Origin of the sequence: Candidatus Nitrotoga arctica, assembly GCF_918378365.1 — a bacterium.
Classification (GTDB): domain Bacteria; phylum Pseudomonadota; class Gammaproteobacteria; order Burkholderiales; family Gallionellaceae; genus Nitrotoga; species Nitrotoga arctica.
The window spans coordinates 246,139-258,558 of record NZ_OU912926.1; the positions used below are offsets into that span (position 1 = coordinate 246,139).

Annotated in this window: 11 protein-coding genes and 1 pseudogene; 4 read left to right on the plus strand and 8 right to left on the minus strand. The window is 49.0% G+C overall.

The window, feature by feature from the left end:
* Positions 1-23: 23 nt before the first annotated feature.
* The 7 genes and pseudogenes from MKZ32_RS15585 to def form a co-directional block, all read right to left on the minus strand.
* Positions 24-251 carry a helix-turn-helix domain-containing protein gene (locus MKZ32_RS15585; RefSeq protein ID WP_420887750.1) on the minus strand — a complete coding sequence of 76 codons (228 nt, stop codon included), beginning with the start codon at positions 249-251 and terminating at the stop codon, positions 24-26.
* Between the two features lie 51 nt (positions 252-302).
* A pseudogene (locus MKZ32_RS15590) lies at positions 303-671 on the minus strand (response regulator); the annotation flags it as partial.
* A gap of 2 nt (positions 672-673) precedes the next feature.
* On the minus strand, positions 674-2,797 hold the full coding sequence (locus tag MKZ32_RS01115; RefSeq protein ID WP_239795579.1) for a sensor histidine kinase: 2,124 nt from the start codon (positions 2,795-2,797) through the stop codon (positions 674-676).
* Between the two features lie 3 nt (positions 2,798-2,800).
* Positions 2,801-3,412 (minus strand): DUF4390 domain-containing protein, encoded by a 612-nt coding sequence (locus tag MKZ32_RS01120; protein WP_239795580.1) that lies wholly within the window; start codon positions 3,410-3,412, stop codon positions 2,801-2,803.
* Entirely contained in the window at positions 3,405-4,691 is a 1,287-nt protein-coding gene (gene rsmB, locus MKZ32_RS01125; RefSeq protein WP_239795581.1) for a 16S rRNA (cytosine(967)-C(5))-methyltransferase RsmB, read from the minus strand. The genes MKZ32_RS01120 and rsmB overlap by 8 nt, the downstream gene beginning before the upstream one ends.
* A 1-nt stretch (position 4,692) precedes the next feature.
* Positions 4,693-5,640 carry a methionyl-tRNA formyltransferase gene (gene fmt / locus MKZ32_RS01130; protein WP_275584307.1) on the minus strand — a complete coding sequence of 316 codons (948 nt, stop codon included), beginning with the start codon at positions 5,638-5,640 and terminating at the stop codon, positions 4,693-4,695.
* Between the two features lie 88 nt (positions 5,641-5,728).
* Complete coding sequence (gene def, locus MKZ32_RS01135; RefSeq protein WP_239795583.1) at positions 5,729-6,232, minus strand: peptide deformylase; 504 nt, start codon at positions 6,230-6,232, stop codon at positions 5,729-5,731.
* A gap of 123 nt (positions 6,233-6,355) precedes the next feature.
* On the opposite strand from def, the gene MKZ32_RS01140 reads away from it, so the two are divergent.
* The 4 genes from MKZ32_RS01140 (at position 6,356) to topA (ending at position 11,713) form a co-directional block, all read left to right on the plus strand.
* Positions 6,356-7,396, plus strand: coding sequence for a LysM peptidoglycan-binding domain-containing protein (locus tag MKZ32_RS01140; protein ID WP_239795584.1), 1,041 nt, complete (start codon positions 6,356-6,358; stop codon positions 7,394-7,396).
* A 6-nt stretch (positions 7,397-7,402) separates the two neighbouring features.
* A complete protein-coding gene (gene dprA, locus MKZ32_RS01145) occupies positions 7,403-8,476 on the plus strand; it encodes a DNA-processing protein DprA (RefSeq protein ID WP_239795585.1) in 1,074 nt (357 codons plus the stop codon).
* Between the two features lie 138 nt (positions 8,477-8,614).
* Complete coding sequence (locus tag MKZ32_RS01150; protein ID WP_239795586.1) at positions 8,615-9,070, plus strand: Smg family protein; 456 nt, start codon at positions 8,615-8,617, stop codon at positions 9,068-9,070.
* Positions 9,071-9,097: 27 nt separating this feature from the next.
* On the plus strand, positions 9,098-11,713 hold the full coding sequence (topA, locus tag MKZ32_RS01155) for a type I DNA topoisomerase (RefSeq protein WP_239795587.1): 2,616 nt from the start codon (positions 9,098-9,100) through the stop codon (positions 11,711-11,713).
* A 152-nt stretch (positions 11,714-11,865) separates the two neighbouring features.
* Here topA and MKZ32_RS01160 read toward each other — a convergent pair whose 3' ends face one another.
* Positions 11,866-12,345, minus strand: a complete 480-nt coding sequence (locus MKZ32_RS01160; RefSeq protein WP_239795588.1) for a DUF4124 domain-containing protein — start codon at positions 12,343-12,345, stop codon at positions 11,866-11,868.
* Positions 12,346-12,420: the final 75 nt, after the last annotated feature.

Genomic DNA, 12,420 nt, shown 5'->3' on the forward strand with positions numbered 1-12,420 from the left:
CCTGATATTTTCGTTTGTAATGGTTAGTTTTCGTCCAAACTCTTCTTGGCGAACTTAACGTCGAGCTGTTTTAATTTGCGATATAAATGAGTGCGTTCCAAGCCAACGTTCTTCGCCACACGGGTCATATTGCCGTTTTCTTTATGCATATGATAATTAAAATACAGGCTGTCAAAATGATCACGCGCTTCGCGTAATGGCAAGTCGAGCGGCAAGGGGAATTGTGCCGCAGTCCCCCAAAGGGTCGCCATGTTTCCCCGATCAGTTAACGATGTAACTTCCTGCCGAATATTTGGTGTTGCACCCAGCTTGATTGCCTTGGCAACAGCATCAAGCAATTTCTGTAACGCAATGGGTTTTTCAAGGAAATCCACCGCACCGATGCGCGTCGCCTCAAGTGCTGTTTCTATGGTGCCATGCCCTGACATCATGATCACTGGCATAGTCAACAAGTTCTGTCCCACCCACTCTTTAAGTAGACTGACGCCATCGGTATTCGGCATCCAAATGTCCAGCAATACCAAATCCGGCACCTGCCGGTTGCGAAAATCGCGAGCCTGAATAGCATTTTCAGCCAGATGCACATGATAGCCTTCGTCAAACAAGATTTCCGAGAGCAGCTCGCGTATTCCGATTTCATCATCTACCACTAGAATTTCTTTAGTTGCCATTTTCATACGACCTCTATCAATAAGGGCAAGGTAACACTTACTCTTGTTCCACCAGTTGTCACATTTTCAATAACAATACTGCCACCGTGTTCTTCCACAATTTTCTTCACGATTGCTAAACCTAGCCCAGTACCCTTGGGCTTAGTCGTTCTGTAAGGTTCAAAAGCACGCGCCAGCAAATGCTCAGGAAAACCGCAGCCATTGTCTTGCACACACAATTTTAATGCGCTGCCCTCCTCTGCCGTGCTCAGGATAATTTCCCGTTGAGTCACGTTTTGTAGAGCATCATACGAATTCTGCAACAAATTATGGATCACTTGGCGCAAGCGTGTCGCATCCCCCTTCACCCAAGTTTGGGTCGCATTCAAGCGTAAGGTGATTGGACTGCTGTTAGCTTCATACAACCCGAGCACTTCGCGTAGTAGCTGGTGCATGTCCAGCACTACCAGTTTGGGAGCAGGCGCCCGGGCATAATCCGCGAATTCGGTTACCATGTTTTTCATGGCTGCTACTTGACTTACGATAGTCTGCGTGGCCCGCTGCAATAGCTGCGCGTCGCTACCGTCCAGCTTGGCGCTCAACTTGTGCTGAAGGCGCTCTGCGGACAGCTGAATAGGTGTAAGCGGATTCTTAATTTCATGCGCCAAACGGCGTGCCACTTCACCCCACGCGGCCTGACGTTCCGCTTGCAGCAAATAGGTAATATCGTCGAACACAACCACGTAGCTATTATCCGCCGCTGTGGATAACCGGGTGCCGCGCATTAACAAGATCTGATCACCATTCTTGCTTAGCCGCTCAATTTGACGCTGCCATTCGCCGCTTGTCACTTCATTAAAAGCCTGCATGATCGCATCGGAAAAAGGACGGAGCAGGGGATGACGCACGGCGATTTCCGCTAACGGCACATCCTGCATATCCAGGAGCGACGCCCCAAGTATCTGCGCCGCACTACTGTTGACAGAACGCAGCTTGAATTGTTCATCCACTACTAACACTCCAGACGATAGGTGTGCCAGCATGCTTTCCAAGTAGGCTTTAGCATCTTCCGCTTGGCGTTGTTGCTGTTCACTTGTGGTTTTCGCATCGGCCAGTTGTAACGTCATCTGGTTGAACAGTCCGGTCAGTGCCCCCAGTTCATCACGGCTTTTAATGGGATGCTGACGTGAAAAGTCACCCTGCGCTACCGCCCGAGTTCCTTCGGCTAGTGCTGCGAGCGGTGCGCTTAGGCGATCACTGATAAAAAAAGCAGCTGACACCGCACTCAACAACACAATCAACAGCGATAGCGTCAGCGTGATGCCATACAAGCGCTTCAATCCCAAACGAGACAATGCTAACTCCTGGTAATCGCGATAAACCGCCCGTACCATTTCTGCATCAGCGGCAAGCTGTTTGGGCACTGGCTGTGTCAGTTGCAGAATACGCGCGCCGGCTGACAGTTGCAGCGGCTTAACCAGCACCAGCACACGCAATATCAGGCTGTTATCAGGCAGTGTATCAATAATGCTATGAAGTCCCTGCTGGCTTGCCTCTCGCAGCATTTCGGCAGCCGGTGTATCGGGAGGCGGCTTGCGGTTGCTACTGGCAAACGCAAGTAGCTTTCCGCTTTTGTTAAACAACGCAGCATCATGGGCAGGACCTTTGCTTATTAGCTGGCCCAACGTTTTTGTGTATTGCTCTGGAGATTGTTTGGCAAGTAGCAGGGCGGTGGACTGAGCTTTTTTGCTCAATTCCTTAAGACCCGTTTCCAGCGCATTTCGGCCCAAGTTTAAACCGCCCTCCAACGCTTTTTCTACCCGAAGGTCGAACCACGATTCAATGCTCTTATCAAGAAACTGTACCGAAACAGCATACACCAGTAAACCGGGCAGGATCGCAATCAAAATGAAAAACAACGTCAAACGCAGAGTGAGTTTCGCACCGAATACCTGTGTCTTAAGCTTGCCGCGCAACTGCCATAATTGATAGCCAACCAGCACGGTTAGATACACGGCTAAGACCCCGGCCAAAGCCAGCAGTACATAGTAATTGCGTGAGAACAACTCAGTATTAGCGCTGGCGCTTGACAGCAGATAAAGCAGGAAGCTGCCAACCAGTGCGCTGATGAAAATTAAGTATTTCACTGCCTACTCACTTTCGCGGTCTGCAGCAGATACGATGGGGCGAACTATCCAGCGGTACCAATTGGAATCAAAGTTCCAGTCTTGGGTGGCCAAGGCATTGACTTGCAATGGTTTGGGTAATTGCGTTACATCCAGACGCATTCGCGTGGCAGCAATGTAGTCCCCTTTTTGGGGCAACAACGCTGTAATATAATCATTGTTTTTCTGGAGCAGCGAAGCATCAATAGGTGAAGCAGATTGATGACTGATAATACGCAGTGCATCACCCAAGCTAGAAAAGTTTTGGAATAGCGAGCCACGCGTGATGCGGTACTGGCGCGTCAGTTTGTTGTAAGATAGTTTGGCAGTCTGTTCATTTTTTGCGATAACTTCGTCCAGCCAGTACCAACGCGGACGAATCAAGGTGAACTCGCTAATGAAATACAGAGGCACCCCGCGCGTCAGTGCTTGATCTACAACAAAGTTTAAGCTAATGTCGAAATCAGCTGAAAACTGGTAACTGCCGTCAGAAAGTCGCGCCTCAGTTTTACGCACGGTAATACCCTCGGCACAGACGACCGAAATGCCTAGCCAGAATGCCAGCAGCACAGCCAGCAATCGCTCCAAGTTATGCATGCTTTTGCAGTAATGCATAAAAGAAACCATCGTGCTGGTCATTGGGGAATATTTGACCTTCATTTAAATTGGGCATGGACAGCGGTAATTGTTTGCCATCGTCATGCTGATTTAAAAACTCATTAATAACTTCCTGGTTTTCTCGCGCAAAAATGGAACAGGTTACATATAGTAGCTTTCCATCTCTTTCCAGCAACTGCCACAATGCGCAAAGAATATGCAACTGCTGTTGCGCGAACCCATTGATGTCGCCCGGACGACGCAGCCACTTTATATCGGGATGGCGCCGCACCACCCCGGAGGCAGAGCAGGGTACATCGGCCAAAATTCGATGGAATGGTTTGCCATCCCACCAGCTATCAGGCTGTGCCGCATCACCGCTTTGCAACTGCGCATGCAATTGCAAACGTTGCAGGTTTTCACGTACCAGTTCCAAACGCTGCGAATTTTTGTCTAAAGCAAGTAGATCAAGTTGTGCCAGCTCCAGTAGGTGGGTAGTCTTTCCGCCCGGTGCAGCACACGCATCAAGCACCCGCATACCGTCCTGCACGTCCAACAGGCGCGCTGCGTATTGCGCACCCGCATCCTGCACTGAAACCAGACCGTCGAAAAATCCTGGTAACTTATTTACCGGGAGAGGGTATCTCAACAGCACCGCATCTGGCTCGATCAGACTGGCCTGAATATCATGCTGCGCAAGCAACGCCAGATAATCTGCTGTATTGATATATCGACAATTCACACGTAGGGTCATGGGCGGATGCTGGTTGCCCGCTAGCAAGATAGCCTCCGAATACCTTCCATATTGTGCCTGGACTGCAGTTATCCACCATTGCGGATAGGCATAGCGACCTTCCTCGCTAGTGGCCGCGACTGCAAGTAATGCCTCGCGGTTGCGCAAAAAATTGCGCAGTACTGCATTTGCCAATCCTCCAGCTGCGGCATTGCACTTTCGCACAGCGCGCACGGCATGATCTACCACCGCATGGGGCGCAGCTTTGGTATGCAGCAGTTGATACAAAGCCACTAATAACAAGCAACGTAGTTGCGAATCCTGCACGGGTTTGTGCAACAATTGATCCAGTACGCGCACTAACTGACCGTAAAAACGCAGCGTACCATAACTCAAATCCTGTAGCGCACCACGTTGTTGTGGTGTCAATTCGGGCATAATTTGTCCAGGTGTAGCCTGCAAAGCAGCACTCAATGTCTGACTCAGATTGCGTCCAGCCAACACTTGGCAGACAACTTGGCTGGCACCTCTTTGTGCGATATGCATGTCAGAGGAATGAAGTGCAACGGTCGCCGGGATGCACTGCAAATCCCTGGATAAACTGTGCCGCAGGTAATGCCTTAGCATTCTGGCGCTGCAATACTTCAAGGCATAACGCTCCTTGGCCGCATGCCACAATAATGCCGTTTTTTTCTATAGCCAACACAATTCCCGCTTCACCTTCAGACCCCTCACGTACGCTGACCTGCCAGATTTTGACGAGTTCCCCATTAAGAATGGTATATGCGATAGGGAAAGGATTGTAGGCATGCACCGCACGTATGATTTGTGTGGCATTTTTTGACCAGTCAATTAGTGCTTCTGTTTTGTTGAGTTTGGCAGCATAAGTTGCTTCGGCCACATTTTGCGACACAGGCTTTAATTGTCCTTGCTCCAGCAGGCACAGTGTCTCGACGATCGCTTCAGCGCCCAACATTGCCAATTTGTCATGCAACGTTTGCGTGGTGTCATGCGCAGTGATCGAACAGGTTTTTTTAAGCAACATATCACCTGTATCGAGTCCTGTATCCATTTGCATAATGGTGATACCGGTTTTGTCGTCATCCGCCAGAATAGCGCGCTGAATAGGCGCCGCACCGCGCCAACGCGGTAATAATGAAGCGTGAATATTCAAGCACCCGTAGCGTGGCAATTGCAGTAGCGCTGATGGCAGGATTAGTCCATAAGCCGCCACCACCATTACATCCGCCGCATAATTGGCAAGCTCTTGTTGTACATCGACAGATTTTAATGTAACAGGCTGTAGCAGTGGCAGGTTACGCGCCAAGGCAAGTTGCTTAACTGGGCTGGCTGTGAGTCGCATACCGCGGCCAGCAGGCCTGTCGGGCTGGGTCAACACCGCGACTACAGAAAATTGTTGCACCAGCAACGCTTCTAGTGCGGTGGCGGCGAAGTCTGGCGTGCCGGCAAAAATGATCTTTAGGGGAGAGTTGATTATCAGGATACCTTTAGATTAATGATGGCTTTACATTTAAGGTAAGACGCAACCGCCGCAGTTTGAGAAAAACATATTTTTGAAGTGCCTACATTATTTCACGGCGGTGCTTCTTAAGTTTGGCTCGGAGACGGGATTGCTTGAGCGGCGAAAGATATTCAACAAACACCTTGCCCTTAAGATGATCCACCTCATGTTGTATACAGATCGCCAGCAACCCGTCTGCTTCAAGCGTGAAAGATTCACCATGCGTATTGAGTGCGCGCACGGTGACATGTTCGGCGCGGCGTACTTTTTCAAATACTCCGGGAACCGACAAACAGCCCTCCTCGCACATGCTCTCACCGCTACTGGCAATAATTTCCGGATTAATGAACACCAGCAATTGATCCTGGGTCTCAGAAATGTCCATCACAATGATTTGTTGATGTACATTCACCTGAGTTGCGGCCAGACCCACTCCTGGCGCAGAATACATCGTTTCGGCCATATCAGAGGCCAGCTTGCGGGTGGCTACAGTTACCACATGGACTGGAACTGCGACGGTATGCAACCGCTCATCCGGATATTGCAATATTTGTAAAATTGCCATAAATGCTTGCTAATTTAAATAACTAGGGGCAGAATTTAAAACGTTTTGCACAAACATCGTGCAAAACTTGTTGTTCTCAGCCTGGCTTCTAAAAACTGGGTTTCCACGCAAAATGGAGTTTCCATGCAAAAGATTATTATATCGCTGATTTGCTGTTTATTGCCTACCTTCGCCTTTGCTGATACGGTTAAAATCCAGGACAATGCACCGGATAGTCACATTGTGGTGAAAGGGGATACCCTGTGGGATATCTCCGCTAAGTTTTTCAAGGATCCATGGCAATGGCCACAAATCTGGGGCTTGAATAAAGATACCATTAAAGATCCGCACTGGATTTATCCCGGGGACGTGGTACATCTGGATCGTGCAAGCGGTACATTGCACATAGGCCAAATAAAAAAAAGCGAAGAAACAACTGGAGCAGGCAAATCTGACAGTGCGAAACTTTCCCCTCGGGTATACGTTCAAAGCAGTGAACACAACGCAATCCCCAGTATTTCAGCTAGTGCCATCGAACCGTTTCTCAGCAGGCCGCTCATAATTGAGAAAAATGGGCTAGCTGACGCACCAACTATAGTTGGCACTCACGAGAAACGCGTCCTTCTGGCCAGCGGAGATATAGCATACGTTAAAGGCCTATCCAAAGAGCAGGGGTTGCTGTGGCAAATTTATCGTCCGGGAAAAACACTGCTTGACCCGGAGAACAACGAAGTGTTGGGATATGAGGCAATGTACTTGGGTGATGCAGAGGTCGAAAAATTCGCCGATATCAGCACGCTTAAGATCGTCAAGTCGCTTAAGGAAATTAACAAAGGGGATCAACTGATCGTAGCTTCCAGCGAATTCGCTGGAAGCTACGTGCCACGCGTCCCAGATAGCCAGATTGCAGCTCGCGTGATTTCTATTTATGCGGGCGTCTCCCAGGCTGGTCAGCATTCCATCGTAACGCTCAACAAAGGACTTCGTGATGGCCTTGAAAATGGCCATGTACTGGCGCTATATCGCAAGGGAGATGTGATAAAGGAAAAAGGGGAAACACACACTTTACCGGATATGCGCTATGGTCTGTTATTTGTATTCCGTACTTTTGACAAAGTAGCCTACGCTCTGGTGATGCGAACCCGACTGCCCGTGCAATTGTTGGATAGCGCGCTGACGCCCTGACTTCCTATGCTTATGGACGCTGAACTTGCGTCATGGCTGGCCCTGAACCAGATACCTGGTTTAGGGAATGAAGGTTTGCGCCGTCTGCTGCAAGCTTTCGGTACTCCAACCCAAGTCTTCGCTACGCCAGTGCATACTCTTCAACAAGTAGTCCAGCCAGCAATTGCTGCAACCATCACTCAAGGCTGGAATGAAGAAAAACTCGCACCCATTGCCAGTTGGCTCGCTGATCCGCACAACCATGTTGTTACACTGGCAGACCCTGATTATCCGCAGGCGCTACTTAACATTTCCGATCCACCACTACTGCTATATGTGAAAGGACGGCTTGAATTGCTTAACCACTCGGCACTCGCCGTCGTTGGCAGTCGCAACGCTACCCCACAAGGGCTGAGCAATGCGGAGGCTTTTGCTCAGGCAGCGAGCGCTGCTGGACTGTGCATTATCAGTGGCATGGCGCATGGCATAGACGCCGCAGCACATCGCGGAGGGTTGCGCGAATACGGTTCCAGCATAGGCATCGTTGGGACGGGGTTGGACAAAGTTTACCCTGCTGCCAACCGCCAGCTGGCGCATCAATTGGCACAGGAAGGCGCATTGATTTCCGAGTTTTCATTAGGAACTCCGCCACTAGCGGCAAATTTTCCGCGCCGCAATCGCATTATTAGCGGCCTCAGCTTAGGGTGTTTAGTAGTCGAAGCTTCTCTGCAAAGCGGTTCACTGATTACCGCTCGTATGGCATTGGAACAAGGGCGTGACGTTTTCGCTATTCCCGGTTCCATTCATGCCCCACAGACAAAAGGATGCCATCATCTGATCAAGCAGGGCGCTAAACTGGTAGAGTGCGCGCAAGATATTCTAGAAGAACTGGGACATTTTCCCGCCAGCACGACCTTGCAATCTTCCGTACTCGAGGAACACCCTTTATTAATGCATTTAGGTTTCGACCCGGTAGATATGGACAGCTTGAGCCAGCGCAGTGGCTTGACGATTGGGGCGCTATCCGCCATCCTGTTGCAACTGGAGCTGGATGGTGACATCGCAACTTTACCAGGTGGGCTTTATCAACGTATAAATTAAAATTGTAATTGTTCATATTTGGTAGAACAACATCTCCCACAGGAGAAGAAAAAATTATAACTATTCATAATCCCTTACTCTTGGTTTAATTGCTCCTAGTTTGATAATTACCTAACAATCAATTTTTATCGGGGCATTATGTTTGACATTTTAATGTTTTTATTTGAAAGCTATTTTCATGCTGGCCGTTATCCCAATTCCGACAAGTTATCCCGCAAGTTATCCGCCGCCGGATTTGAAGATGAGGACATTCATTTGGCGCTGACTTGGTTGTCTGGCCTGGAGCAGTTGAACAAAGCAAATTATCCGTCCACCATTAATGAGAGTAGTGGACGCTTTTATGCCGACCTGGAAATCAAGCGCATGAGCTTTGAAGTACGCCGTTTTCTGACTTTTTGGGAACAAAATAAAATAATTACACCCGTGGAGCGGGAAATGATCCTCGACCGAGCGGTTGCATTGAACCGTGAAAATCTGCCACTGGACAAAATCAAACTTATCACGCTCATGGTGTTGTGGAATCAACGTCAAGACTTGGACCCTTTAATCGTTGAAGACCTGCTGACTCCGGCCGATTCCAGTTGCTTACATTAAACATTAACATTAAACAAACATACAATCATGGCGAGCAATCTACTAATCGTTGAGTCCCCGGCCAAAGCCGTCACCCTGAAAAAATATCTGGGTAAAGATTTTGAGATTCTGGCGACTTATGGGCATGTGCGCGACCTGATACCCAAATCGGGTGCGATCGATACTGAACATGATTTTGCCATGCAGTATGAAATTATTGCGCGAAACAGCAAACATGTAGATGCCATCGCCAAAGCCGCTGCTCAGGCAGACCACATCTATCTGGCACCTGACCCGGATCGTGAAGGGGAAGCCATTGCCTGGCATGTCGCTGAGTTACTGAAAAGCAAGCGTAATTTGAAAAATAAATCCATGCAGCGCGTGGTGTTTTACGAAATAACCCAGTCTGCGGTGCGCGAAGCGGTTGCCCATCCGCGTGAAATTTCTATCCCCTTGGTGAACGCGCAACAGGCGCGACGTGCGCTGGATTACTTGGTGGGTTTCAATCTGTCGCCACTACTATGGCGCAAAATACGCCCCGGGCTTTCTGCCGGGCGTGTGCAAAGCCCAGCGTTGCGCCTGATCGTGGAACGTGAATTAGAAATCGAGGCATTCCGCTCGCAGGAATATTGGACTGTGCATCTCGACAGCCAGAAGAATAGCCAACCATTTACCGCCAAACTGTTTCAATATCAAGGGAAAAAACTGGAGCAGTTGGGTATAGCCAGCGAGACGGAATACCGCAAGATTTTTGACAACATCAGTGCGGCCAAATTGCCTCCGCGCGTGGTGCGCGTGGAAAAGAAAGCCAAGCAGCGCTATGCCGCTGCTCCATTCACAACCTCCACGCTACAGCAGGAAGCAGCACGCAAACTAGGCATGCCCACTGACCGTACTATGCGTATCGCCCAACAGCTTTATGAAGGTATCGACATCGGCGGTCAAACTGTAGGACTGATCAGTTATATGCGTACTGATTCCGTCACGCTGGCCCAGGAAGCCCTGCAGGAAATACGTAGTTATATCGCTGCACAATTTGCACCGGATTATTTGCCTAAAACGGCACCGGTCTACAAAAGTAAAGCCAAGAATGCGCAGGAGGCTCACGAAGCCATACGGCCGACCTCGATTGCACGCACCCCGGAGAGCATGCGGGAATTTCTCACCATAGATCAAGCACGGCTCTATGAAATGATCTGGAAGCGTACCCTCGCCTGTCAAATGGCCCCCGCGCGTTTCGATACAGTCAGTCTTGATATTCGCCTTGGCGGGGATGACACCCTGTTTCGCGCCAGCGGCCAAACCCTCATATTTCCTGGCTTTATCGCTGTCTATCAGGAAAGCACGGATGACAGTGAAGAAGAAGAAAACAAAAAACTGCCACCTTTGGAAGAGGGAGAGACCATTCCTCTTGACAAGCTGTATGGTGAGCAGCATTTTACCCAGCCGCCCCCGCGATTTTCCGAAGCCAGTTTAGTAAAAACTTTAGAAGAGCATGGCATCGGACGCCCCTCAACTTACGCCAGCATCATTTCCACGCTACAGGCTCGTGAATATGCAATGCTGGACAAAAAACGATTCAAGCCGACCGACGTCGGACGTGTTGTTATCCGTTTCCTCACCGAACATTTTACGCGCTATGTCGATTACGGATTTACCGCGCAAATGGAGGATGAGTTGGATGAGATTTCCGATGGCAAGCGCGACTGGATTCCAGTATTAAACGATTTCTGGCATCCCTTCACTGCGCTTATACAAGATAAGAAGAACATCGAGCGTAAAGATGTAACACAAGAATTAATTGACGAAGCCTGCCCCAAATGCGGCAAGCCTTTAGCCACCCGCTTGGGAAAACGTGGCAACTTCATTGGCTGCACAGCCTTCCCGGAGTGCGACTACACACGTAACCTAACAAATGAAGCCGATGCCGGGGAAGCCCGCAAGGAATTGGGGAGCGATCCAGTTACTGGACTGCCAGTGTTATTGTTGCGCGGTCCTTATGGCTATTACATACAACTTGGTGAAGTAGAGGCAGGTTCCAAAACAAAACCGAAGCGTATTTCCTGGCCGAAGGAATTACCTCCAGATGCTGCAGACCTTGCTGCTGCCACACAATTGCTGCAACTGCCCAAAGAATTGGGACTCCATCCCGAAAGCGGCAAAAAAATTATCGTCAACATTGGACGTTTTGGCCCTTATGTCGGGCATGATGGAAAATTTAAATCCATTCCCAAGGGAGACAGTGTTTTCAGCATACATTTGGAACGCGCAGTAGCACTGTTAGCTGAGGCAAGAACTTCCAATACTGTGATACGAGAGCTGGGCGCGCATCCTGATGATCAAAAGCCGGTGGAGGTCTGCAATGGCCGCTATGGGCCATACGTAAAACATGGGAAAGTTAACGCCACTTTGCCTAAAGACCTATCTCCGGAAGAAATAACATTGCAAGAAGGTTTGGCGTTGCTGGCAGAACGTGTAGCAAAAGGGCCCTCTCTAAAGAAAACCACAGCCAAGATAAAGTCTGCTGTGCCGAAAAAGCCTGCTGTGCCGAAAGAGTCCGCTGCTGCAAAAAAGCCCGCTGCTACGAAAAAGCCCGCTGCTACGAAAAAGCCCGCTGCTACGAAAAAGCTCGCTGTGCCGAAAAAGACCGCTGCTACGAAGTAACATGTCCGTTATGTTGAACCAGCCTCTCAAAAACAATCCTCGGTCTTGCAATCAGAGCCCGAAGATAAATATAGGGGAGTTGATAAATAAAGTCATGGCCTTGCAGGATTCGCGTGAAATAAGGTATTGAGTATCATGATTTGTATCCTTCATTACTTGAGTTTGTGCAGTTCAGTCTTAAGCGCTTCAACATTTTTCTCGTGTAATATTACCTGCCCCTGCAAGCCCTTTATATTTTCTTCATATTTGGCGTCATTTCGATAGTTCCTACCGTCTTTGTCCTTCAGAATTTCTGAGTTCTCTTTTCCATTTATCAGGTTCTGACGAGCTTCTTCGATCAGCTTTTGCTCTGTTGATAACTCTTCTTCAAGTATCTTGTGACGCAGGTTATCGCGATTTTTTTGTGTATCTGAATCTACTTTAAGGAAATCGGGAGGGGTAGCGTTATTGCGTGCACGCGCAGGGGATGGCACGATAGTCAGTGGTCCCAGATCAAGTTTTTTGGAGCCTTTTGTAGGTGTGCTGGAATAAGTGACATGCCCATCCGCATCGACTTTTTTATATATTTCCGCCTGTGCCCAGCCGATATAACCCGTACACAGAAAAACCAATAGGTAATGTGACTTCATCATTAGTGCCTTACAATAATTATTTAGGTGCAGTATAGATCCAAAGTCAGAGTGAGTGATAAAGCATAAGGGTTCCGA